This window comes from Paenibacillus oryzisoli (genome assembly GCF_050467285.1).
Lineage (GTDB): Bacteria > Bacillota > Bacilli > Paenibacillales > NBRC-103111 > Paenibacillus_E > Paenibacillus_E oryzisoli_A.
In genome coordinates, this window is record NZ_JBCMUN010000002.1 from 88,155 (window position 1) to 113,488 (window position 25,334).

Consider the following 25,334-nt stretch of genomic DNA (forward strand, 5'->3'; position numbering starts at 1 on the left):
GCATTGAAATCGCTTAATCCCGTGGTGATCCGCGGGAACGGGGGAACCAAGTGAATTTGGGGTGAATCACGGCATGTGCCGTGTAGGGCGACTCTCGCGTCCGAATCCGACAGCTAACTTCGTAAGCGTACCATGGGAGAGGTAACGAATCACAATGGAATAGGGATTATGGTTGTTTGCGTTCGTTTCGTTACCTCCCATAAGGAGGAGAAAGAATTGCACCAATTGGATCAAAATCACAGGTCAGAGTATGTTGTCGTGTCAGCACCAAATCGTGCTGGGAAAGAGTTTATTCAGCAATTGCGAAAAAAAGGAATTCCCTATTATGCGATCACCAATAATAATCACGGGAAACGGCGCCTTGAGGCTATTGGCGTCAATCAAATCCTTATGGTGAATACGGAGGATACCAAAAGCTGGACGCCACCCGATATACGGATAAGCAAGGTGTATATCTTTGAAGTGAGTTTTAATCTGTGCTGCCGTTACATTCAAATTTGCAAAGAATGGAACCCGGCATCGATCCATGTTATAACCAAACGCGGCAATGCGAGAGCGGCATATCGAGGGTTGGGTGCCGATCATTTTACATACATTAATCATAACCAAGAGGCGTTGCAGCTGCTTACATAATCCTTGATACATAATGATGAAAGTAACTTTCACACTCTTATCGTTTTGACTTTTTTGAAGAACCAGAGGCAAAACGAATACGACAATAATAAAGTAAACGTCAACGTAAGAAAGCTCCAGTACCATGACCAATGAAGGTACTTAATTAAATGAGTGTGTTTCTCAAGCTGTACCTCAGTAATTGTAATGATCGTTGGGAAGCTGAGGGTGTAGATCAATTTTGCAAACCATCTTCTCTTTTGTGGAAAGTAGACATTGAAAACTGCACTCACCGCAGGAAAGATGAAAAATTCAAAAGAAAAGCTTGCTTTGTACACCATTTGCAGGAAGCCAACGGGATATTCAATTAATCCGCCTTGAACGACTAAAGCGCCAAATAGCCAAGAGGGGACCTGCATAAATAAAAAGCTTAGTATAGCTTGAATCAAGTTTTTGCGATTAATGAGTATGACCAGTAGCGCAGCAGTTGCGATCCAGCATGCGCCAAGAATGAGGTTATCCATCGTTTAACATCCGCCTATTCGTAGTATGAATTAAATTATCGACGAAAGAACTGATTTTTAATCTGAACGTTCATCGTTGCATCATTAGGCTGACGCCAGGCAGTTCCAGCTGCTGGGCGTCAGCCTTTTCATACAGCTAAAAAAATAATGCAACAAACAAAAAAATTGGATAATGCATAAAAAGCACGAGCACGCTATACTTAGCTTCTTACACTATGACTATGTATAGATGAAAGCGATTACAAATGCATGTTCTTTCCGAGAGGGGCGCATATATGTATCAGGTGCTTGTGGCCGAGGATGAATTTTGGATACGGAATCAAGTGATTGAGCTGGTGGAAAAAAATGAGGGATTTAAAATCATTGGGGAGGCGCAGGATGGGGAGGAAGCGTGGAAGCTTCTCAATGAGCATTGGCCTGATATTTTGATTACGGATATTATGATGCCGCATATGGATGGGCTTGCTTTGCTGAAAAGAATCTATGAATACAACATCTCCGTTTCTCCCATTATCATTAGCGGTTATGATAATTTTTCCTATGCACAGCAAGCGATCCGGTACGGTATTTCTGAATATTTGCTCAAGCCGCTGTCTGAGGAGAAGATCAAGTTGGCGCTGGAGCAATCCGTCCACCATATGGAACGAACGCATCGGCATCGGGAATATTTCCTTCAGATTCATGCGTTCACACATAAGCTGGATACGTTGGAACAGGCTGGCGCGTGGCGTGAATTGTCAGATCTGATTAAATCGATTCTCACGATCAAGACGGCGCTTGCCAATGAGAAGATGGGGATGCTGCGCATCCTTTCGGATAAACTGGCTGACCAGATGCGTTTGAAGGGGGAACTGCAAGCGTGGGGAGCACTTGTGCTTAACGTGCAGGATAAGGAAGCGGTGCTCAAATATTTTTATGGTTTGTTGGAGAAGTGGTTTCGGAATGTCGAGAAATCGCCGGATTCGAACAAGCAATTGATTATTAAGCGGGTTCAAGATTATGTGCACAAAAACTATATGAATGATATAACGCTCTCCCAGATCGCCGAGGTTGCGGATCTTAGCGTGTCGAGGTTTTGTGTTATTTTTAAGCAGCAGCACCACGACTCGTTTGTGAACTATGTGAATCAGGTCCGAATTGATAAAGCGAAGGAGCTGCTGCTGGAGACCGATTTGAAAATCTATGAGGTGGCGGATATGGTTGGATTCTCTACGCTGCCTTATTTCAATCGGTTGTTTAAGACGGTTACGGGCCAATCTCCCAACGAGTATAAGCGGAGCTTGGGGCTATGAGGCAGCGGTTCAAGTTTATTCAAAATACATCGCTTACGGCAAGAATGTTCACGCTGTTCATAAGCCTCTCCATTCTCGTGGTCGTCATCATGGCCAGCTTCTCCTTTTATTTTTACAATAAAGCGGTCAAACATGACTTTCAAACGATTACAGGCGAAGCTTCCGAGCGGCTCAGCTATCACCTCGAATTTTATTTGAAGCAGATGCTGCAGTCGACAGGTACTATGATTACGAGCACGTTGACACAGGAATGGCTGGAAGGTGAGCGTCCGTTCACTTCCGACGAGGTGAATGAGCTGAATAAGGCATTTGAAATGTACATTTCCTTTAACTTTCGGGAAATTGTCAATTTGTATCTGGTGTCGTCGGATAAACGCGTCCTGGCGTTGAATCCGCTCAAGAACAACGATTACTCGCATGAACCTTGGTTTCAGCAGATCCCGACGGGGAAAACAACAACGCTGCCGACTTATCGTACATCGAACGGGCAGCCTGTGATGAGCATGATGATTCCTGTGTACAGCACGCAGGATGTGAATTTAATCGGCAATCTGGTGGTGGAGTTTTCCTTATCCGAAGTGACGGCGACTTTTATGAAATCGCGGCTTGGTGCTAACGGATTCTTCTTTATGTTATCGGATCAAGATACGGTGATCTATTACCCGAACGTCAACTGGCTGGGACTTCCGCGTCAAGAGACGGGTCTGGCTTCTCTGGATTTAACGCATGTACGCAAATCCACGATTCAAACTTGGGAGGGCCGCAAATCGCTTGTGGATGTTACAAGAGTCGAACAAACCGGCTGGTACATCGTTGCCATTGTGCCTTATCAGGAAATTGCCAGCGGGTTGAACTCTGCCATCAATTCATCGATCATCACGGTTGTGATCATTATAATTTGTTTAATCGGGATCATTCCCTTAATTCTGCGCAAATTCATTGAACCGGTCAAAAGGATGAAATCGGCGATGGAGCGCGTATCCCGGGGGGATCTCTCGGTTCGGGTAGATCACATTTCGGACATTAATGAGTTCCAGAGCTTAAGTCTTAGTTTTAATAAAATGGTGGAGCAGCTGATCGAATCCATTCAATTGGTGGCGGAATTGGAACTGAAGGAAGTGAAGCTGCAGCTTCACCAGCAAGAAGCCACGATCCATGCGCTTCAAAATCAGATCAATCCCCATTTGCTTTACAATACGTTGGGGATTATAAGCGGGATTGCTTCGATTGAAGATAGTCCGCTGATCGGGACCATCTCGCAAAATTTAGCGGACGTTTATCGATACGCGGCCAGTTTTTCGAATATGGAAGTGAAATTGCGCGATGAGCTGACGATTTTGCGGAAATATTTGGACATTATCCATGTTCGCTTTCCCAAAAGGTTCAACAGCAAGGTGGTCATTCATGAGAAATATCTGGATGCTCGAATTCTAAAACTGACCCTGCAGCCGCTTGTCGAAAATGCCGTGAAATACGGCGTAGAAGCTCGTGGAGGTGGCGGGGCCATCATTGTGACTGCTTATGCGGAAGCGAACGATCTGATCATTGAGATTGCCGACAACGGTCCAGGTATTGACGAAGCGAAGCAGAGAACGTTCCAGCAGGAACTCCTGGTGAGCATGTCCGACGATCCCATTCATGGCCGCGAATCCTTGGGCCTGCCTAATGTTCACAATCGGATTCGATTAAAATATGGGGAGCATTATGGCGTCGCGATTCACTCTTTTCCGGGTCGGGGAACAGTTACGTCTATCCGCATTCCCCTTAAGGACAAGGAAACTGTCGCTGAAAAATAAGATAATAAATAAAAAGATCGGGTAAGGTGAAAATCGCCTCAACCTTGTATAGTAAGGGTGGTTGTATGAACCCCACGATTAAGGGAGGCGTTTGCGATTCACATGGAAGATCGAATTCGTCAAATGACGATAGAAGAGAAAATTAGTTTGCTGGCAGGAGCAACTTTCTGGACGACACAGGCGATTGAGAGGCTGCAGCTGCCGTCGATCACCTTAACAGACGGTCCACATGGACTTCGACTGTCTGCAGGGACCGATATGGGGGACATGCTTTCGCAAACGAAGCCGGCTACGGCCTTTCCAATTGAAGCGGCCATGGCCGCGACTTGGAACGAGGCATTAATCCAAGAAGCGGGGGCTGTAATTGCGGAGGAATGCCAGCATTATGATGTCGGAATTTTGCTGGGGCCTGGGCTTAACGGGAAGCGCTCCCCGCTTGGAGGACGTAACTTCGAGTACTTCTCGGAGGATCCTTTCCTGACGGGCAAGATGGGCACCGCCTTCGTAAAAGGTGTTCAACAAGGCGGAGTCGGCACCTCGATTAAGCATTTTGTCGCCAATGAGCAGGAGACGAACCGTATGGTCGTCAGCTCCGAGGTCGACGAGCGGGCGCTCCGCGAGCTGTATATGCTGCCATTTGAAATGGTGGTAAAAGATGCTAAGCCTTGGACGGTCATGTGCGCCTATAACCGGGTCAATGGCACGCATATGGCGAATCATAACCGGCTGCTGAACGGCGTTTTAAAGGAGGAATGGCAGTTCGACGGGCTTGTAATGTCCGATTGGGGAGCCGTCGTCGATAAGGCTGCTTCGGTCCGAGGCGGACTTGATCTGGAGATGCCAGGGCCAGGGACGCGCGATGCCGAGGTATTGGCGGCTTATCGTCAAGGGACGCTCTCGGAGCAAGTGATTGACGAGCATGTCCGCCGCGTCCTGACCGTGATTGACAACGTGCTGGCCAATAAGCGCAACGTGCCTGAGCTTGATGTTGACGGCCATCATACGGTGGCGCGCAAAGTGGCAGAAGAAGCCATTGTGCTTCTGAAAAATGCCGAAGGGATTCTTCCGCTTGCCAAGAATTCGAAGGTCGCGGTATTGGGGCAATTCGCCATGGAACCGCGCTTCCAAGGCGGGGGAAGTTCTCATATGAATCCTGTCCGTCTCGATATTCCGTATGGTGAAATCTCCAATTATGCTCAGGCCGTATACGCCGCGGGATACGATGAAACGGATATGGAGGCGTCCATCCAAGAAGCTTGCCGAGCTGCAGCCGATCAGGATGCCGTCATAGTATTCGTCGGCACAACAGAGCGGATTGAGAGTGAAGGGTACGATCGAACCGATCTGCACATTCCTAGCAGTCATACCCGGCTCATTGAAGCAGTATCGAGTGTGAATCCGAACGTCATTGTCGTGGTGAACAGCGGCTCTGCCACGGATATTGGCACCTATGATGAGCGCTGCAAGGCGATCTTGCAGGCTTGGCTGCCCGGTCAAGCAGGCGGTTCTGCGCTTGCGAATATTTTGTTTGGACAAGTGAACCCATCGGGTAAACTGTCGGAGACATTCCCGCTTGCTCTGGAACACAATCCGTCGTATCTTTCCTTTCCGGGGAATGTAAAGCAGGTAACGTATGCGGAGAGCATTTTTACGGGGTATCGCTACTACGATAAGAAGAGGCTGGAAGTGAAATACCCGTTTGGGCATGGCCTTTCGTATACGGCGTTTGAATACGCCAATCTTCGTCTGTCTGCCAAGCGTCTACAGAATGGAGATACGCTGAAAGTCATGGTGGATGTGAAGAACATCGGAAGCCGCACGGGGCAAGAGGTTGTGCAGGTGTATGTGCATGACCTGGTGTCTTCAGTTCCCAAAGTGGTGAAAGAGCTGAAAGGCTTCGTCAAGCTGGAGCTGGCGCCTGGGGAAACGAAAACGGCGGAAATTGAGTTGAACGAACGGGCCTTCGCTCACTATGTCGAGCATCTAGGAAGGTTCGCCGTGGAGTCGGGCGAATTTGAGATTCTCGTCGGCGCTTCATCGCGGGATATTCGATTGTCGCAGGACGTCGAATTTCAAGCGGCGGAAGACGTGCGTGAGCCGCTGACGTTGGAGCATTCGCTGCAAGCGTGGTTGAAGGACGACAGACATACGGAGAAGGTTGAGCATGTGCTGAGCCAGATGAAGATCGAGCCGGACAACCCGATGTACCCGTTGTTCCTGGGCATGCCGATTCGTACCATTCTTATGTTTTTGCCGGGCATGGGCTATCCGCGGGAGAAGGTAGATGAGCTGTTGAGCCTGTTTAGTTAGTCTATTAACCGGTGTAAGATAGAGAGAGACAACGAGGAGCCTGAGCGTGTTTAGGCTCCTTTTGCATGCCCGATTCCCGGCAAAAAGATCGGATAAGAAATAAAAAAATACGGTAAATCCATGCAGCTTCCTCTAAGGTATAGTTGTCCTCGTAGTGATTTCAGCACTGGAGGTGTACTCATGTCCCAGAGAAGGAAAAACATTATTTTCCTCATGACGGATCAGCATCGGCTCGATCATGTGAGCTACCACGGTTTCGGCAAGATGCAAACGCCGAATATCGATAAAATCGCAGAAAGCGTAGGCTTTACGAATTGCATCTCAATAAATCCGGTCTGTACGCCGGCTCGGGCGGCGCTCTTAACTGGCAAGTATACGCATCAGATTGGGATGACCGCCATGTCAGGCGACTTGTCTTTGCAGCATCCGACCTATCCGCGCGCGCTGCAGAAGAATGGCTACCGCACCTATGGCATCGGGAAGTTTCACTGGCTGCAGGGCTGGAAGTTCGGCTGTCCGATCGGGCAAGGCCACCCGCTTACAAGCATCAAAGAGGAAATGAAACAATATGGATTCGATGAAGTCTGGGAGGCTTCGGGCAAACAGCTCGTGAGCCGAAATTACTGTGATTATGCCGAACATCTCGACCGCCAGGGATTGCTGGAGAAGTACCGTGAATTTAATGCGCGGAGCGGAATGAATACGAATCTTGCCGAAACGCAGAACTTCACAGGAGAACCGTTTCCGTTTGGAGAGCACAATTATATGGATATCGTGATCGGCGACAGGATCATCGAAGCCATCGAAGCGCGTCCGAAGGATCAGCCGTTCTTCCTCTTCGGCTCGTTCGTCGGTCCCCATCCGCCTTACGATGCGCCTCAATCCTATTTGGATAAAGTGCCTTACGAAGAAGTCGACGATTTTCTGCCGGGGCCGCAGGGCGAATTGTCGGAATCAGCGAAGCAGCGGCTCTATCTCCTTCGGCGTTCGTATCGCGCGATGATTTCGATTATCGACGAGCAAGTTGGGCGCGTCTTGGCCAAGCTCGAGGAGCAGGGCATTTTGGAGGACACGGTCATTCTGTTCACGGCGGATCATGGCGAAATGATGGGAGACCACGGACGCGCCCAGAAGCAGTCACCGTTTCACGCATCCGCTGTTGTGCCTGCTGCGATTCGCCACCCGGATTATTTGCAAGGCAGCATCAACGATATGCCCTGCGAGCTGACCGATTTGACCGCAACCATCCTGGATGCTGCCGGAATTGATCCGCAAGAAGCGCTTAGCAAGGATTGGCCGGCCTTTCACGATCGGGTACCGTGCCGTTCTTTGCTTCCTGTTCTTAGAGGGGAATGTGAAAAGGTACGCGATTATGCGTTCTCCGAGTGCTTCGGACAATGGCACATGATTCAGTCCTCACAATGGAAATATATTCGTTATCTGCAGTACGACGATCCTGATCAGGTGCCAGAGCAATTATATGATCTAAGAGAAGATCCCAATGAGCTGAACAACGTCATTGCCAATCCGGCCTATGCGGAAGCGGCGGATTGGTGCCGCAGAAGGAGAGATTATGTACTGGATCGAACGCCTCCTGCTCAGCTTAGATGGGCTCCTATTATTGGAGGCGCAGAATAGCACAAAAAGAAAAGACAAGAAACAAAAAGATTGAGTAACGAAAATCAGCTGCGGCTTGGGTATAGTGAAGATGTTACCAGGATACCTACATGAGAAAAGCGGGGGGAAAACCATGAAGAAGAAAATAGCTACACTGGCGCTGTCTTCTTTACTTATTGCAAGTCTTGTCGGATGCGGGAAAGCTGCCGATACGCCGAAGTCGACTGCGGGCTCGGCCAGCCTAGATACGAGCAAAAAATTGACCATCGACTTAATGGCCTACAGCGCGGCGGGCGGCGGATGGTCCGACAGCAACGCCGTGATCGAGAAATTGAATGAGAAGCTGAACATCGATCTGAAAATCCAGTGGGTTCCGCTTGATTCGGTTGCCCAAAAATTGAATGTTATGGCAGCTTCGAACAGCTTTCCCGATGTGTTCTGGGTTCAGCAGAATGAGTTTGTGAAATGGCGTGACAAGAACGTGTTTATGGATGTCAAGCCGTATTTAAACAATTATCCGAATCTGTCCAGCAAGATTACCCAGGAAGCACTGCAGTTGAACAATCCGAAAGACAAATATTTCGGCCTTCCTTACTACATTCAAGATACACGCGATTCCATGGCCATCCGCAAAGATTGGCTCGATAAACTCGGACTAAAAATGCCGACGACCGTAGATGAATTCGCCCAAGTCGCCAAAGCGTTCGCTACGCAGGACCCGGACGGCAATGGCAAGCAGGATACCACCGGCTTTTCATTCGGCTTTGTCAATAACCGCTTCAGCGGTCTGGAGCCGATTCAAGCGGCGTTCGGCCTAGGCAACGAATGGCTCCTGAAGGACGGGCAGCTGATCAATTATCGAACCCAAACGAAGGAACTCAAGCAATTTGTCACGTTTCTGAACAAAATGTATCAAGACGGCGGCTTGGATAAGGACTTCGCAACGAATAAAGCCAACGACCATAAGGACAAGTTCTCGTCCGGCAAAATCGGGATCGCGGAATATGTGCCAGGCGAGCTGATGAGCACATCGTTCCCGACGCTCAAGAAGGCGCAACCTGCCGCAGAAATCGCGCAAATCGTCCCGCCTAAAGGACCTGACGGCAAACAGGGCTCGCAAACGAATCCGATGACACTGGCGAAAATCGTCATCAACAATGCGATAGATAAAGAGAAGCAGCAGCGCATTCTGATGCTGCTGGACTATATGGTGTCGGACGAGGGCTACGATTTGATCAAGAACGGCATCGAAGGCGTTCACTACAAATCGGATAACGGCAAATTTGTCAAACTGGATGCCTACGATAAAGATCGTCCGCAGCTGCTGTCGACCTGGTTTTTCCGTCAGTTTGACCCGCTGATTCAGATGCATAAATGGGATGACCAGACCGTTGTGAAGCAGCTTCAAACCTGGATTGATACCAATGCAAAGTATCCGTGGCCGAATGCAGGTGCAGAGGTCGTTTCCGACGCACAGTCCAAGCTCGGACCGACCGCCGAACAGAAGTGGATGGCTGCGATCATTAAAATTATTATGGGGCAATCGCCGGTCGACGCCGTCGACCAAGCCGCCGCGGACTATCTCAAAAATGGCGGCGAGCAAATTGCCAAGGAGTACAACGAGCAGTACAAACAGCTTCATCAATAATTTCTGGAGTTGATCAATGAACATGAATATGGAGCGAGCTTTAAAGGGGAATCGCGCGGCAGTGCAACCAAAGAGCCTCACCAAGCAGCTGTTCGGAAACCGAAGCTGGCCGATTTATCTGATGATTCTACCCGGACTGTTGTTTTTTCTCGTGTTCCGCTATATCCCGATGGGAGGTCTAGTCCTTGCTTTCAAGGACTACGACCCCATCACGGGGTTTGCCGACAGCCCTTGGGTAGGTATGGCTAATTTTCGGGAACTGTTTATGGATGCCGATTTCTGGATCATCATGCGCAACACATTTGTGCTCAGTGCCATCAACTTGTTTTTATTTTTTCCGATCCCCATTGTCGTAGCGCTGCTGTTGAATGAAGTGAGAAAGCCCTGGATCAAAAAGATTGTGCAAACCACGATCTACATTCCGCATTTCGTCTCCTGGGTCGTCGTAGCCGGGATCTCGGTCATCTTGTTCGCGACGCAGGACGGCGGGATCAACATGTTCCTGGCTGAACATGGGTTTAACCGGTTCGAATTGTTAACGGACCCTTCGTATTTCCGAGCGTTATTCTTATCTCAGAACATCTGGAAAGAGATGGGGTGGAACACGATCTTGTTCCTTGCTGCGCTGGCCGCCGTCGACCCGGGCTTATATGAGGCGGCGTATGTGGACGGAGCGGGGCGCTGGCGGCAAATGTGGCATATTACGCTGCCAAGTCTTCGAAATATTGCGGTTGTCCTGTTTATTCTGCGAATCGGTCACGTCATGGATGTAGGCTTCGAGCAAATATTGCTGCTCCAGAATCCGTTAAATATCGGCGTTTCCGATGTGTTCGACACCTATGTTTTCCGGAACGGGGTACAGCAAGGGGAATTCAGCTATTCGACGGCAGTTGGCTTGTTTAAATCCGTCGTCGGACTTGTTCTGGTCATAACCTTTAACCGGCTGGCCAAAAAATTCGGTGAGGAGGGCGTCTACTAAAATGAAAAAGTCTAACAGGCTCTTCGACAGCTTCATCTACTTCGTCTTGGTCGTCATTTTTCTCTTCATCGCCTTTCCGTTTGCCTACATTTTGTTCAGTTCTTTTTCCACGAAAACAGAGTTTTTAACGCGCGGTTTCTTTCTTTTTCCGCACGATTGGACGATTAACTCATATGGTTATCTGCTGATGAACGGGAACTTTGTGCGCTCGTACGGGAACACCTTTATCATCACGATTGGCGGTACGGCGATTTCGTTATTCTTTACGATCTTAATGGCTTACGGCTTGTCGAAAGTTTGGCTGCGTGGGCGCAAAACGATGAATATGCTTGTCCTGATCACGATGATTTTTAACGGCGGCTTGATTCCGACGTATCTGGTCGTACGTCAGCTGCATCTGATTAACAGCTATTGGGCTCTTTTTTTAACCGGTGCGATTTTTCCTTTTCTCCTGATTTTGATGCGAAGCTTCTTCTCCAATATTCCGGCGGAGCTGGAAGAAGCGGCGAGAATGGACGGATGCGGGGAGTGGAGACTGCTTTACACCATTATTCTCCCGCTGTCAATGCCTTCGCTGGTCACGATCGGTCTGATGTACGGCGTGGCCCGCTGGAACGATTATTTTCAGGCAGTTCTCTATCTGAACGATGCCAATCTATGGCCGATTCAGACATTTCTGCGGCAGTTCCTTCTGGATTCGGACACGGCGATGCTGACAAGCGTCGGCGGATTCGAATACGGGCCTCCCGTCAAAATGGCCGCTGTTGTTGCTACGGCGCTGCCGCTGCTCATTTGCTACCCGTTTCTGCAGAAGTATTTTAATAAAGGCATGATGGTCGGTTCGGTCAAAGGGTAAGGTTTGAAGTTGATCTAGAAGTAGGAAAGGATGGGGACCATGCGTATATTGTTTCTCGATTTGGATTCCACAAGCCCGGACCACCTGGGCTGCTACGGGTATCACCGCAATACGTCACCGAATATCGATAAAATTGCGGAGGAAGGCGTGCGGTTCACGAACTACTATACCTCGGATGCGCCTTGCGCACCTTCGCGGACAGCGCTCATGAGCGGCAAATTCGGCATCGTGAACGGCTTGGTGGGACACGGCGGCACGGCTGGCGATATGAAGCTTGAAGGGACATCGCGCGAGCTGATGGGCAAGCTGTCGCGGGGAGGTTCGCTTCCGACGTATCTCGGGCTCATGGGCGATCTGAACACGGTGCTGATTAGCCCGTTCGCCCAGAGACATTCGACGTTCCATTTCTATGCCGGATTCAATGAAATTTTAAATACGGGCCGCTACGGCAATGAATCCGCCGAGCATGTCACGCCGGTCGCACTTGATTGGATTGAACGCAATGCCGAGAAGGATGACTGGTTCTTGTACATCAACTATTGGGATCCGCATACCCCATACCGTGCGCCGCTGGATTTCGGCAACCCATTCGCAGACGAGCCGCTGCCAGCGTGGCTGACGGAGGAAGTACTGGAGCGACATAAGCACATGGTCGGTTCTCACTGCGCGAATGAGCTCAATATCGATTATCAGAATAAAACGTATGACAACCAGCGGCCTGCCGCATTCCCGCGCCACCCCGGCGAGATTCAAACTATGGATGACATGCGAGAAATGATCGACGGCTACGACTGCGGCATCCGCTATATGGATGAGCATTTGGGACGGTTGTTCGCCGCTTTGGAAAAGCAAGGCGTTATGGACGATGTCATTATTCTCATCTCCGCCGACCACGGCGAGAACATGGGGCAGTTGGGCATTTACGGCGAGCACGCCACCGCGGACCAAGGCACCTGCCGCATTCCGATGATTATTCGCTGGCCGGGCATGAAGATGGGCGCCGTGGATGACGGGCTGCATTATCATCTGGATTTGCCGCCTACGTTCGCGGACATGTTGAATCAGCCTGTTTTCCCGGATTGGCACGGCAGAAGCTATGCGCCTGCCCTGCGGGACGGCTACGACTGCGGCCGCGATTATCTCGTCGTGTCGCAATGCGCACACGTCGTTCAGCGCAGCGTACGTTTCGGCGATTGGATCTACATTCGATCGTACCATGACGGTTTCCATCTTTTTGATGAGGAGATGCTGTACAACCTGGCCGAAGATCCGAAGGAACAGCATAATGTGGCTGCCGACAATCGCAGTGTTTGCATGGAAGCGGTCTATTACCTCAATCAATGGCACGACGATATGATGCGCCGTAACACCGATGCGGTCGATCCTCTATGGACTGTCATTCAGGAGGGCGGGCCGTTCCACGCGAGAGGCTATCTCAAGGGCTACATCAAGCGACTGGAAGAGACGGGCAGAGGGCATCTCGTACCGGAATTGGTCCGCCGGCATCCCGAAGAGTTCCCGCAGGAGCCGAACCCATTTCTGAACCATCTTCAAGCGAAGATCGGTGCCAGAATGGCAGGTAAATAAGGAGGTCGAGAAACGTGAAACCTTCCACGGAGAGACCGAATATTTTGTGGATTTCGCTGGAGGACACCAGCCCGAGGTTCGGATGCTATGGCGACCCGCTCGCGCGGACACCGCACATCGATAAGTTGGCGGCGGAGGGGGCGCTATATAGCAACGCTTTTGCGACGGCGGGGGTTTGCTCCCCCAGCCGTTCTTCCATCATTACCGGCATGTATCCGACGGCGATCGGCACGCATCATATGCGGACAGAGCACACGAATCCCTATACGCCGGAGCTGCCTACGCCTTATTTTCCCGTTCCGCCTGCCTATGTTAAAACGTTTACGGAATACTTGCGGGCAGAAGGCTACTTCTGTACCAACAATTTTAAAACGGATTACCAATTTGCCTCCCCGTTGACCGCATGGGACGAAGATGGTACTTCCGCACATTGGCGGCACCGCGAGCCGGGTCAGCCTTTCTTCGCCGTGTTTAATCACATTTATACGCATGAAAGCGCCATGTGGGGCGATCTCATTCGTAAATCTTACGGATCATTGAGTGATGTGCCGTCTGTGACGGACCCCGATCAGGTTACGGTTCCCCCGTATTTGCCGGACACACCGAAATCGCGGGCGGCGCTTGCGAAGTACTACGACTTGATCGAAGAGGCGGACGGGGCTGTCGGCGCTCTACTGCAGCAATTGGAGGAGGACGGACTCGCCGAGAATACGGTCGTCATCCTGTGGAGCGACCATGGCGAAGGGCTCCCGAGAGCCAAGCGCTGGCCGTATGATGCGGGGATTCGCGTACCGCTCATTGTCAGGTGGCCTGGTGTTGTTCAAGCGGGAGCGGTCAGCGAGCAGATGGTTAGTCTCATCGACCTCGGACCTACGGTTTTATCCATCGCGGGCGCGGTACTTCCTTATCATTTGCAAGGGCAGCCTTTCCTGGGGAATCGGAAGAAACCGAGAACGTATGTATACGCCACTCGAGATCGGTACGATGAATCCTATGACATGGTGCGCGCTGTGCGGGATCGGCGGTTTAAATACATCCGGAATTACGATCCGCAGCAGCCTTATCTGCAATGGATCAAGTTCAGTCATCATCATGCGATGTTCCAGGAGCTTTGGCGGCTGGAGCTTGCTGGTCAGCTAGAAGGGGATGCCCGCATTCTGATGCAGTCTGCTCGCCCCGCCGAGGAGTTGTACGACTGTGAAAGCGATCCCTACGAGATGCATAATCTCGCTGCGGACCCCGCTTATCTAGCGGAATTGGAACGGCTGCGAACGGCGATGGAAGATTGGCGTAAGCAGTACGATGTCTGGGGAGACGTGCCGGAGGAACAGATGGTGAGAAGCATGTGGCCCGGCGGGATACAGCCGCAGACAGCCGCTCCGATTTTTATCGCCATCAATACGCAAAATGCGGGCATAGAGCCGGCCTCACAGGAAACGTTTGACGAGCCGACGGCTATTCTGCTTCACTCTGCTACGCAGGGAGCTTCGATTGCCTATACGACGGACGAAGGGGAAGCTCCGAGATGGAAGCTGTACACAGGCCCGATTCGGCTGGTCAGCAGCGGCCGGACGACGATTCGCGCGAAAGCGGTCCGCCTCGGATATAAAGACAGCGAGGAAGCGGTCTCCTCATTTGTCATTGTGGAAAGGAGTCAGAACCTATGAGAAATGTCATCATGATTTCAACCGATCAGCAGCAAGTCAACGCGATGGGCTGTGTCGACAGCAGCTACTATACCCCCAACCTCGATAAGCTGGTCGACAGATCCGTAAGATTTACCGGGGCCATTAGCACGTCCGCTCAGTGCTCGCCATCGCGTTCGACGTGGATGACCGGAAAATATCCGCACCAGGTAGGGGTCTATCAGATCGGGCATGTACTGGATCCGGCGGAGTGGGGGATCGCCAAAGCTTTTAACGGGGCCGGGTATGAAACGGTGTATTTGGGTAAGTGGCATCTGGGCTTGTCGCCAGCTGATCACGAGTTTCAAGTGACGGACTATCGCACGGACGGCCTGGATTTGGCCGGAGCGAATGAAGACCTGCGGTTTCATAGTCACCGGGATGCCGTTACGACGGCGCAAGCCTTGAATTATTTGGAGGATCATGACGGCGAGAAGCCTTTTTTCATGAAGCTGAACTGGTATATGCCGCATCCGAATGCGCCGGTCGATCAGCCGTTTGAGCTGTTGGAGCGATATGCGGAACAATTTCCGTTAGCGGACATGCCGATACCGCGCAGCTATGATGAGGATGATCTTTCCACGAAGCCGCCGTTTCAGAGGGAGCGGGCTGCGGAAGGTGAATCCGAGCTGACGGAGGCGCTAGTTCGTCGAGATGCCCAGCGGTATCGCGCGATGCTTGTTTTGATGGATCTGTATCTGGGGCGCATCATGGAGAAGCTGACGGCGAAAGGGCTGCTGGATAACACAGCCATTCTCTTCACAAGCGATCACGGGGATATGCAGGGGGCGCACCGGCTGCGGTTGAAGGGCGTGATTCCTTACAAAGAGCTGTACAACGTCCCGCTCATTCTTTATGTGCCGGGCGAAGCACCGAAACGCCGAGTCATTCCGGATCTTGTATCGACTGCGGCTGTGACCGGAACGCTGCTCGATGCGGCGGGAATCCCGGTACCGAAGGAATGTGAGGGCGGATCGCTGCTGCCACTTCTGAATCGAGATGCGGCGCCGGAGGAAGAGCAAGTCTTCTTTGAGCATTACAAAGCGTACTGGGGGCGCCACCCGATGATCGGTGTACAGACGAAGCAATGGAAGTATGTCTACTACCTGGAGGATGACCTGGAAGAGATGTACGACCTGCGCAGCGATCCGGACGAAATCATCAATGTTGCTGGCCGCCCAGAGCATGAAGATATACGAAGCCGGTTGCGGCAAACGGTAGAAGCCTGGTGGACATCAACCGGAGCTTTGACCAGACCGGCGATTGAAGACCCGCATAGCAACTGGGGGAAAGTTTCGAAAGGATAAAATATGATTAAGCAGACTCCGACCATAGAGGTCGGAGTTTGTTTTTTGTTGCCAATCCCATCCTCTGGAAGTATACGCTGTCCTAGAAGTTAGCCGTTTTAGGATGACAGGGTGATCAACACGGCTGCCATAATGTAAAAAGCTCTTCCGTATGTCCATTAAGGAACATACGGAAGAGTCGTAAGTCCAGCGTACTTTTTATTGTCGATGGTTACTTCAGGAATGTGTTCAACTCTGGAATCAGTTGCAATGTATGCAAGAGAATTGTCAAAGCTTCTGCACGAGTGGATTTGCGATTTGGAGCAAAATTACCTTCGGTTTGTCCATCGATGATGCCCATATCAGCGGCAGCTTGAATTTGATCTTTGTTCCATACGCCATCGAGGTCTGTGAACGCGTTTAAGGAATTTGTGGACGCTTTGAAAACGATGAGTTTGGAAATGATGGCAATAATTTCAGCTCGCGTAATTTGTGCATCTGGCTTGAATGTACCATCTTCGTATCCACCTACGATACCCTTGCTGGCCAGCGCATGAATCGCACTCGCAGCCCAGTGACTTTCAGTGTCGGAAAGTTTGGAAGCATCACCACCCTCCGTTATACCGAACAGACGGGAAACAATGACTGCAAACTCAGCACGAGTGATTTCCCCGTCTGGGTGAACCGACTGATCTTCGTATCCCTGGATGATGCCAAGTCTTGCAAATACGTCAATGGTTTCAGAAGCCCAGTGCTCCTTCGTATCAGAGAAATTCACGGAGTCGTCCTTATGTTCTTCGTATTGCTTGAGAAGATTGGAAATGATTTCGTCTTTGTCAACAACCTCTGTAAATACATCATTTTTATCTGGTATTGTTTCCGGCTTTGTTTCTGGCTTCGTTTCAGGTGCCGGGTTCGTTGGAGCAGCGCCGCCGTTGTCTGATCCAGCACCGGAATTATCCGTGTCATTGTTGTCATCATGGACAACCGGTACGGTGTACGCTACAGGTAAGCTTACCCCGGAAGTATGCCCCAGATTATCATAGGCTGCAATCGTATACTGATAAGTTCTACCTGCTTCCAGTGGACTGTCAATATCGAAGGTATTGAACGAACGGCTTACTTCCACGCCATCCCGATAAAGGATATATCCGACTTGTCCGGGATCCTGGGGTACGGACAGAGTCCTCACTTCTTTCTTCAAGCTTTGCAATGTGGCTATCGACGAGCCCGTTGTGGACGTCATCACCATGTTAGATGCATCGGAGACGGCCATGCCATGGGTCGCTGCGACTTTGTAATAATAGGTTGTCCCGCTCTGAAGTCCCGTATCGGTATAGGTCAGTTCAGAACCGGAATACACGGGCTGGTAGCCTTCGTTAGCGCTGCTGGACCGATAAAGCTTATAGCCAGATGCTCCAGCAGCTCCCCCCCAAGTCAATTGAATGCTTGAATTCGTACTGCTGCTTGCGGCAAGCGCGGTTGGAGCGATCGGCTTGTAGTACACAATGACATTGTCAAAATCGAAGCTGCTTACGTTATCAACGGCCATCTTCACCCCGTAAACAGCAGCTGTAGCCGTTCTAAAGCCAAACTGGCTAGCAGCCGGTGCAACTGCGTCATTGACATATAGATCAAATTTGTTCGTGTTGGTATTAATAATTAGTTTTGTTTTATACCATGTGCCGTCGAAAACAATCGGAGAGAAGACCGATGTCTTGGAGCTCGAGCTAGATGACTTATAGGCAAAAATCTGGCTGGAGTTAAAATAAACGTGCACGGCCGGCGTACCGGCAGGGGTAAGGACTACAGGAATATTCTTCCAGTTCGCATTGGTCGGCTGTACAAGCGTCTCCACTGTAACGATCCCTTGCACCCCTTGCGCATCTCCGAAGCTTCGCACGGCACTGGTTTCGAGCGCGTTACCGCCGGTAACTCTGACCGCGTGACCTGGTGCCGCAGTACCTGTGGCATCGATGACCGATACCTGTCTTCCTGTGTCTTCGGCAATCGTCCAGCCTGCAGGGTTTCCTCCGAGCCCATCGTCATCAAAATTGTCTTCAATCAAGGTTTGTACAACGTCGAATGCCGAAGAGACGATGCTTGAATCCGGGGAAACGCCTTCCTCGTTGACAGACACAACTTTGTAGTTATAGCTTGTATTATTGTCAAGCCCCGAATCCACAAAGGACAGTGCCGTTGTGTTGCCGACAGGTTCAAATGAATTACCGCTTGTTGTTGACCTGAAGATCGAATAGCTGGCAGCATCCTTGCCTGCCTGCCATCTTAACTTAATGGAAGAGCCCGTGTAATCGCTCGCGAGCAGCCCTGACGGCGCGATCGGCAGATCTAGACCTGAAGTATTTGTTGTTGCCGTCGTCAGCATGCTCGATTCTTCCGAGACCGCACTGCCGCTTAGTGCTACGATTTTGTAGTAGTAGTTCGTTTTCGGAGTTAGCCCGTTGTCCGAATAGGAGTTTCCGGAAGTAACCTCCGCCACTTGTTTGAAGCCGACACTCGGATCCTGGGAACGATACAGTCGGTAGCCAGTAGCTCCCGTAACCGAATTCCATGTCAGATTTATTCCTGTTCCACTTCTCTCAGCTGCGTCTAAATTCGTTGGAGCAGCTGGAACATAAGAGATCTTGATATCATCCAGCGTCATGGCGCTGGCCGTACCGGCTAAAGCAAATATGACCGTATCCAAATTGTTAACTGGACTTTCTCTAAAAGACCAATTGGAGCCCAAGAGCTGATCATCCACATACATATCGAATTTCTTGGTTATCGTATTAATAACAGCCTTCAAACGGTAGGCTCTATTGAAATCCATAGGATTAAGCAGATCCACCTTGGTTGAACCGCTGTATCCCCAAATTTTCCCGCTCTGCATGATGATATTAACCGCTCTTTTACCAGCCACGCTGTCCCGAATGTCAAGTACGGTTTTGTATTGCGCATCTGCGGCGTTCACGGTTACTTCTGCCGTTACATAAGCTCCAGCAGGTACGCTGAAGGTATGGCTGACAACAGGATCACCTGTGCTCTGTTTCTTCAACAACAGATTGGCGCTATCTGCCATATCTTCCTTGACCGTAATCTCTCCGCCAACTGTTCCATCCGGGATCGTTGCACTCCAGCCTCGCTGCCCGTTCAGCTCGCCTCTGGTCATATCATCGAAGTCTTCATGAAGGACATCCGCAGATACGTTGAATAAGGTTGAAATCGGAGTTGAGGGGGCGGACAAGCCACCTGGATTCATGGCAGCGACTTTATAGTAATAATTCGTCCCCTCTGCAATTCCTAAATCGGTATAGGTCGCTGTTATGACGGATGGCCCTGTCAAAGGTTGGTATTCGCCAGTCAATGAAGATGACCGATAGAGTTGATATTCTGTAGCTCCCGGCACTTCATTCCAGGCGAGTGTAATGCTGGCTCCCGCTATATTCACGACCTTCAAGCCGGAAGGCGGAGCAGCCACTGTCCATCCTGAAGCAACGGTTGAATAAGAGGACAAGCCGTTGTTATTCATCGCTGCAGCTTTATAATAATACTGGCGGCCGCTTTCCAGTTTCGTATCCGTGTAGCTCAATGCTCCACTCGGGAGATCAGAAATGGAATAATAGTCTCCGTTCTCCGAAGTGGAACGGTACAGCCTGTAATCCGCCGCACCTGGAACGGCATCCCATTCCACGGTCAAGCTATTTTCCGTGCCTCCGCCAACCCTTAACCCTGTAGGAGCGGAAGGCGCTGCTGCGGCCCGATCTACGCCGTTCCACGTCAGCTTGACACTATTGGCAGTGTTTTGTACGGCTGTGAGACCGCTCGGAGTATCCATCGCCTGTTTTTTCCCCGGCAAGCGGAATTTCACTTTAAACGTTTTTCCGAATGCGTCTTTAACATTAATGGTCAATTTGGCTTTGCCGTCCACATGGTTTAAGGATACGCCAGGATCAAGATAAACGATATCGCCAAAATCCGTATCCAAAGTAAGATCGATCGTCCCTGTATTGGTCATCGTAGGATCAGAGACGGACACCTCAGTATCTTCCTCCGTTTTCTTGATCATGACGGATGCTTTCTTATTGCTTGTAAATGGTCCTACGGCAGTTATTCCGTCATTCCAGAAATTGATCGCGGTAATGCCTAGCTTATTTTCTCTGACAGCCTGTACATTCCCCGTATTGGCCAGTACTTCAATATCCGGATGGTTAGCATACTGGTCAACTTCTTCGCTTGTTTTACCAGGAAGAAGAACGTAATCATAGGTTCCGTCGGTCGGATTCGTACCGTGATCGAACCAGAGGTTCATATAGTTGCGTGTGTAATCAGTTGTGTAATCGGTGCCTTGATAGTATTGGTTAACACTCGCCCAATTGTCGGTTCGCGACTCTCGCAAGCCATTCATCGTCGTTGTCGTAGGGAAGTAGTAACCGATGTCTGAGCCCGGTGTATCGCCAGCCAGATGAATCCGATTTACGCCGTCCATGGTCTCGCTCCAACCTAAAGTCGTTGGCTGGGCAGCCCCGTTCACGGTGAGTGCGTTGTTCCCGCTGTCGTTAAGCTTGCGATTTTCCACAATAGTTTCGACAACCTTGTTGTCTGTGGATGTGATGCCAGCACCTAGACTTACGACCTCATCATCGAACATGAACCAGGATTTCTTCGCTATGAGATTGTATCCGTTAGCGGTATATTGCATGCCTGTAGCCCCATACAATCCGGAGATCTCTGTGCCTCCAACCCAGTTATTCGGATTTTTCGTGTTGGCGGTAGCTGTAGAATTCTGAATGACCGTCGTACCCGGCAAGCGGTAGCTGTTTATGGTTGGCCAGAAGGAATCCTTGTATTGCGTGATATCTGAGTTATATAGGTAGGTCATCCCGTCCCCGGTATGCCATCCCTTCAGATTCTCTTCATTTACGATTTCAAAATTCCCGACTTTGTCGGAGGACATACTGACGCCAAAGACGAATCCCGGTCTATGGTGTACGGCCCTGGCCATATTCGGGTATTGCTTGTTTCCTATATACGCTGCTCGCGGTATAACGGAGGAATCGTTTACAATCTGTTTGGTCTGACTGATAATAATGATCGAGCTCAAATCCGCATACTTGGTAGGAGAAGTAGACTCCAGCATCCATTTCTTAACCATGGATTTGTAAGCTGCCCGATCTTCAGCCGAAGGTGCGGCATATGACATCCTCACAACCGCCGCACCGAGCGCTCCCATGGAGGTTGCCCCATTATCATCGTTGGCTTTTCTGGACATATTTCTACCTCTCACCATGTCGAACATGGAATTGTTATAAAAGAGAGGCTCGAAGGCCGTATATACCCATTGATAAATATTGTTGACATCCGGGTCCGTGATGTCCCATGATGAGCCTGTGATGATATACATGACCTTTGTCAAATTATCGATCAGGTTGATCCCATATCCCCCATTATAGGCAATGAGAGCCGTGTGCTGAAGAAATGAACCGTCGCTATACATGCCTTCGCCGGAAGTAACATAATCGAATACCGAGCTAAGCTGATCTCTGCCTTCAATAATTTTCGTACTGTCCTTGACGATGATCCCGCTTGAAATTTTAATGTTGCATGCCCATACGCGATTGGCTCCTGTCAGTCCAGCTCCCCAGGCAAGTGCTTGATAGTCGATCACTTCATGCCAATTGGCAATCTGCGTTGATGTCAGACTAGAATAAATCATCGTCGTAATGTTGTTAATGCTAAGTGGCGAGCTGATTTGCCAATCAAACCAGTTATCATAGCCTCGATAGACCACACTCTTGTTAAAGCGATTGACATACATCCAGTCCATCGCGCTTATGATATCCGCCAGCAAGGCTGCGTTATGCTCCAAGCTTGAACCTCTTGTAGCGTAAGCTAGCGTCATCGCTTCAAGACGCTGATAGCTGCCGGAAACATGCTCCGATTCCGTTGTAGCAGCCAGATCACTCCAGAGGTAGGCTCTTGCGTCACTTTTATCCATCGTGTCCCAGTTGTTCTGAGCAATCGTAGTAATGCTTGCGATTTTCTCGGCAATGACTGGATCTGCCGGATCATAATCCGGTCCGCCGGTCAGCATATCATACATTCTTGCCCGGAGCATGTCATACTCGTCTGCCGTAACATCGGCTGCATGGGCAGGAGGAGTCAGTGGCTGCGCCAACATGTTAATTAACATGGCTATCACCAAAAAGAGCGCTTTCAAACTTCGTGAATTTCCAGACATAAATCTTCGTTGCCCCTTTCAAAAGATAAATTGAAATGTACGTTCTTCCTTCAGCAGTTTACATGCGTACGCTGATGTGAACTTATCATATAGAACTGTATGATCAGGGGCAATATACATATTTTTGCTAGATTATCACCTACCACAGGATAAGCGCACAGTAAATTAACTTTTCTTCGCGGAGTATACATCAAGGTTGTGGCGCAAAGATTTATTTCATCATAACGTTGATTCTAAAAAGGTGCTAAAATATCGATATTGCTCTATATTCATGAAGCAGGTGAGGCCATGAAATTTTTAGAAAATGTACTTAAGAACAAGCCTTTTATATTCTCATATCGCAATATGACCGAAGATAAGAGCGGGTACACATCCTTTCATGCGCACCCTGGCTTGGAGTTTCTGTATGTAGAGCAAGGAACCGGCCACATGATTGTGGACAATCGCATTATGCCAATCAAACCGCAAACGATGTATATGTTTCAGCCCTATCAGCTGCACCGCGTACATGCGGAAGCGAGTGAGAACCAGCCATATGTTCGAAATATTTTGGTTATTGACCCGTATGTGTTGGAGCCTTTTCTTTCACCCTTTGGTGAGCTGAGAGGGTACTTTCATCGACTATGGAAAGACGCATTGCCGGTGCAAGCGTTTGAAATGGGAGGACTGGCCCCCATGTACGAGCTTTTACATACAGAAATGCAGTACGGGTCCAGTCAGAAGCAGATGGAGCATGTGGCTTTGGCTGTTTTGGATATTGTTCGTGCCGTGAGGGCGGTCGGTAAAGACGTTTTGGATACACATAAGCAGCCCATACACCGGAACACCGGCTTGTCCGAGCAGGCGATGGCTTGGCTCGAGCGTCATTACCAAGAAGATTTCAGTTTATCCCGGCTTGCTGTGCAGCTTCATGTATCCCCCTTCTATCTTTCTCGTCTATTTAAACAAGATACGGGCAATACAATCCAGGAATATGTTACAGCCAAAAGGCTTAGGGAAGCGTGCCTCCTGCTTCAGCATACGGACCACAGCATCACTTATATTGCAGAGCGGGTTGGACTTACCTCAGCCTCGTATTTTATTCATGCTTTCAAGAAGCATATCGGGTTGACACCGTTGCAGTATAGGAAACAATTGAAATGATCACAAACTTCCCGAAATTGATCATCGACAATGCGAAAAACGCTGGCTACCATGATATCATAGAAGTGGATTGGCAGCAGGTTGTCTGACAAGGGGGAGCTTCCATGTATAAAGTTCTGGTCGTCGATGATGAGCCTACCGTGAGTGCGGGGATCAAAAGCTATTTAATGAAATCAGCGCTTGGCATTCGTCATGTGGAAACCGCGCTGAACGGCTTTGAAGCGTTGGATTGCTTGCGCCTCGATACGTATGATCTTGTCTTGACGGATATTCAGATGGGGATGATGAACGGCATTGAGCTGATGGAAGCGATTCTTCTGGAACAGCCGTATCTCCCCGTCATCGTCATCTCGGCGCATGAGAAGTTTGATTTTGCAAAGAAGGCGCTGAGGCTGGGGGCAAAGGATTACTTAATCAAGCCTGTTGAGTTGGATGAATTAACGCGTGTCGTCGGGAAAGCTCTCCAAGAAAAGAAGGAGATGGGGCGGCTGACGCTCCAGCGCCCTGGCGCGGATACAAGTATCGATGATCATCTTCGCAAGAAGAGGCACGAAGCACTTATTGAGTTAGTAACGGAAACCGATCTGCAGGAGAAGGATTACGAAGATCTGCTTCGCGAAATCGGCAGCTCGTTGAAGGAGCAAGGGTATTTGTACGGCATCGCAGCCGTGCATTTGAATTTGAGCAAGGGCGGTTTCAGCAACCAGGACATTACGCTGATGGATCGCAAGCTGCTGAAGTACGCTTCCGTCAACATATTGGAAGAAAGCCTGGCCGATTGGTGCGGCGTAGCCTTCTATGGATTTGGCAATCAACTCCTCTGTGTCATTCAATTGGAAGCTTCAGAGTCCGTGGATACGAGGCTGAATAGAAATTCCCAGCTCAATCTGATCGGTCAGACGATCATTGTCAATCTCAAGCAGTATTTGAATGTAGACGTGACCGTTGGCATGAGTACGCTAAGCCCGGATTTATCGATGCTTCCCAAGCTGATGGAAGAGGCGAATGCCGCCATTGAATGGCGCAAGCTGCATCCGGATAATAACGTGCTTTATTATGAGGATATGTCGGCGCTGGGCAGTATGCGGGTGATGGAGTGGGCGGCCAAAGTAGAAGAGCTCGTGCTTCACATCAAAACAGCAGACGAGGCAGGATTAGCCAAAGAACTCCAGTCTGCGATCAAAACCCTCTCTAACCTGACCCATAAGGAAGGGTTGTTTCACAGCTTTTTCGGATTGTTGGTGTACCGGTTGTATGGCTTGCTGTTTGATAGCGGACAAGAATCAAGCAACACTTTCCGTCAGTGGGACCCGGATGTTTACTTCAGGGGCATGGAAATCCCCTGCAAAGTTACTCAGCTTCACGAGTACGTGCAAGGGCTCGCAGATAGCATTCGGGCTTGCATGAGCGAGCGAGATCTCTCGGTCGTCTCCCGGATCACGGCGTACATTTACAATCACTACGGCAATCATGAGCTCAAAATTCAAGATATTGCCGGAGAAGTGCATTTCAGCGCGGCTTATGTGAGTTATTTATTTAAAAGAGAAACCGACAAAAACATATGGGACTTCGTCTCCGAAGTTCGGATCGAAGAGGCGAAGCGTTTGCTGACCGCAACCGATTTAAAGCGTTATGAAATTTCGTATCAAGTAGGGTACCAGTCGCCGGAGCATTTCAGCCGCATGTTCAAACGGTTCACTGGCATCTCGCCAGCCGATTATCGCAAAGAGGTCAGGGGGAATTAAGCTGAAGCTGCAA

At 49.9% G+C, this 25,334-nt stretch carries 15 protein-coding genes and 1 riboswitch; of the genes, 13 read left to right on the forward strand and 2 right to left on the reverse strand.

The window, feature by feature from the left end; translation table 11 throughout:
* Positions 1-144: riboswitch (cyclic di-AMP (ydaO/yuaA leader) on the forward strand.
* A 72-nt stretch (positions 145-216) separates the two neighbouring features.
* Positions 217-633 carry a hypothetical protein gene (locus ABE504_RS04145; protein ID WP_430084912.1) on the forward strand — a complete coding sequence of 139 codons (417 nt, stop codon included), beginning with the start codon at positions 217-219 and terminating at the stop codon, positions 631-633.
* A gap of 29 nt (positions 634-662) precedes the next feature.
* On the opposite strand, the gene ABE504_RS04150 is transcribed toward ABE504_RS04145, so the two are convergent.
* Positions 663-1,136 (reverse strand): CBO0543 family protein, encoded by a 474-nt coding sequence (locus ABE504_RS04150; RefSeq protein ID WP_430084913.1) that lies wholly within the window; start codon positions 1,134-1,136, stop codon positions 663-665.
* A gap of 275 nt (positions 1,137-1,411) precedes the next feature.
* On the opposite strand from ABE504_RS04150, the gene ABE504_RS04155 reads away from it, so the two are divergent.
* The 10 genes from ABE504_RS04155 to ABE504_RS04200 all read left to right on the forward strand — a co-directional run bounded on the left by ABE504_RS04155 (position 1,412) and on the right by ABE504_RS04200 (position 16,213).
* Entirely contained in the window at positions 1,412-2,428 is a 1,017-nt protein-coding gene (locus tag ABE504_RS04155; protein ID WP_430084916.1) for a response regulator transcription factor, read from the forward strand.
* Positions 2,425-4,224 (forward strand): cache domain-containing sensor histidine kinase, encoded by a 1,800-nt coding sequence (locus ABE504_RS04160; protein ID WP_430084919.1) that lies wholly within the window; start codon positions 2,425-2,427, stop codon positions 4,222-4,224. The genes ABE504_RS04155 and ABE504_RS04160 overlap by 4 nt, the downstream gene beginning before the upstream one ends.
* Before the next feature lie 102 nt (positions 4,225-4,326).
* Complete coding sequence (locus ABE504_RS04165) at positions 4,327-6,534, forward strand: glycoside hydrolase family 3 C-terminal domain-containing protein (RefSeq protein WP_430084922.1); 2,208 nt, start codon at positions 4,327-4,329, stop codon at positions 6,532-6,534.
* A 180-nt stretch (positions 6,535-6,714) separates the two neighbouring features.
* The gene (locus tag ABE504_RS04170) at positions 6,715-8,172 is read left to right on the forward strand and encodes a sulfatase family protein (RefSeq protein ID WP_430084925.1); all 1,458 of its coding nucleotides are present in this window, start codon (positions 6,715-6,717) and stop codon (positions 8,170-8,172) included.
* Positions 8,173-8,284: 112 nt separating this feature from the next.
* A complete protein-coding gene (locus ABE504_RS04175; RefSeq protein WP_430084928.1) occupies positions 8,285-9,799 on the forward strand; it encodes an extracellular solute-binding protein in 1,515 nt (504 codons plus the stop codon).
* Between the two features lie 28 nt (positions 9,800-9,827).
* Positions 9,828-10,778 (forward strand): ABC transporter permease, encoded by a 951-nt coding sequence (locus ABE504_RS04180; RefSeq protein WP_430084986.1) that lies wholly within the window; start codon positions 9,828-9,830, stop codon positions 10,776-10,778.
* Position 10,779: 1 nt separating this feature from the next.
* Entirely contained in the window at positions 10,780-11,634 is an 855-nt protein-coding gene (locus tag ABE504_RS04185) for a carbohydrate ABC transporter permease (protein WP_430084930.1), read from the forward strand.
* Between the two features lie 39 nt (positions 11,635-11,673).
* Positions 11,674-13,221 carry a sulfatase family protein gene (locus ABE504_RS04190; RefSeq protein WP_430084933.1) on the forward strand — a complete coding sequence of 516 codons (1,548 nt, stop codon included), beginning with the start codon at positions 11,674-11,676 and terminating at the stop codon, positions 13,219-13,221.
* Between the two features lie 14 nt (positions 13,222-13,235).
* Positions 13,236-14,888, forward strand: coding sequence for a sulfatase-like hydrolase/transferase (locus tag ABE504_RS04195; protein ID WP_430084936.1), 1,653 nt, complete (start codon positions 13,236-13,238; stop codon positions 14,886-14,888).
* A complete protein-coding gene (locus ABE504_RS04200) occupies positions 14,885-16,213 on the forward strand; it encodes a sulfatase family protein (protein WP_430084939.1) in 1,329 nt (442 codons plus the stop codon). Before ABE504_RS04195 ends, ABE504_RS04200 begins: the two co-directional genes overlap by 4 nt.
* A 211-nt stretch (positions 16,214-16,424) precedes the next feature.
* On the opposite strand, the gene ABE504_RS04205 is transcribed toward ABE504_RS04200, so the two are convergent.
* Positions 16,425-22,385: a polysaccharide lyase family 8 super-sandwich domain-containing protein gene (locus tag ABE504_RS04205; protein WP_430084943.1), complete on the reverse strand. Its 5,961-nt coding sequence runs from the start codon at positions 22,383-22,385 to the stop codon at positions 16,425-16,427.
* 336 nt (positions 22,386-22,721) lie between these two features.
* On the opposite strand from ABE504_RS04205, the gene ABE504_RS04210 reads away from it, so the two are divergent.
* The gene (locus tag ABE504_RS04210) at positions 22,722-23,576 is read left to right on the forward strand and encodes a helix-turn-helix domain-containing protein (RefSeq protein ID WP_430084946.1); all 855 of its coding nucleotides are present in this window, start codon (positions 22,722-22,724) and stop codon (positions 23,574-23,576) included.
* Between the two features lie 104 nt (positions 23,577-23,680).
* Complete coding sequence (locus ABE504_RS04215) at positions 23,681-25,321, forward strand: response regulator transcription factor (protein ID WP_430084949.1); 1,641 nt, start codon at positions 23,681-23,683, stop codon at positions 25,319-25,321.
* The last annotated feature ends 13 nt before the right edge of the window (positions 25,322-25,334 follow it).

Bases quoted from the DNA above. Each gene is read 5' to 3' on its own strand.
- ABE504_RS04210 (WP_430084946.1), top strand. From the start codon at position 22,722: ATGAAATTTTTAGAAAATGTACTTAAGAACAAGCCTTTTATATTCTCA.
- ABE504_RS04150 (WP_430084913.1), bottom strand. From the start codon at position 1,136: ATGGATAACCTCATTCTTGGCGCATGCTGGATCGCAACTGCTGCGCTA.
- ABE504_RS04155 (WP_430084916.1), top strand. From the start codon at position 1,412: ATGTATCAGGTGCTTGTGGCCGAGGATGAATTTTGGATACGGAATCAA.
- ABE504_RS04165 (WP_430084922.1), top strand. From the start codon at position 4,327: ATGGAAGATCGAATTCGTCAAATGACGATAGAAGAGAAAATTAGTTTG.
- ABE504_RS04200 (WP_430084939.1), top strand. From the start codon at position 14,885: ATGAGAAATGTCATCATGATTTCAACCGATCAGCAGCAAGTCAACGCG.
- ABE504_RS04160 (WP_430084919.1), top strand. From the start codon at position 2,425: ATGAGGCAGCGGTTCAAGTTTATTCAAAATACATCGCTTACGGCAAGA.
- ABE504_RS04170 (WP_430084925.1), top strand. From the start codon at position 6,715: ATGTCCCAGAGAAGGAAAAACATTATTTTCCTCATGACGGATCAGCAT.
- ABE504_RS04215 (WP_430084949.1), top strand. From the start codon at position 23,681: ATGTATAAAGTTCTGGTCGTCGATGATGAGCCTACCGTGAGTGCGGGG.
- ABE504_RS04185 (WP_430084930.1), top strand. From the start codon at position 10,780: ATGAAAAAGTCTAACAGGCTCTTCGACAGCTTCATCTACTTCGTCTTG.
- ABE504_RS04205 (WP_430084943.1), bottom strand. From the start codon at position 22,385: ATGTTAATTAACATGTTGGCGCAGCCACTGACTCCTCCTGCCCATGCA.
- ABE504_RS04180 (WP_430084986.1), top strand. From the start codon at position 9,828: ATGGAGCGAGCTTTAAAGGGGAATCGCGCGGCAGTGCAACCAAAGAGC.
- ABE504_RS04190 (WP_430084933.1), top strand. From the start codon at position 11,674: ATGCGTATATTGTTTCTCGATTTGGATTCCACAAGCCCGGACCACCTG.
- ABE504_RS04175 (WP_430084928.1), top strand. From the start codon at position 8,285: ATGAAGAAGAAAATAGCTACACTGGCGCTGTCTTCTTTACTTATTGCA.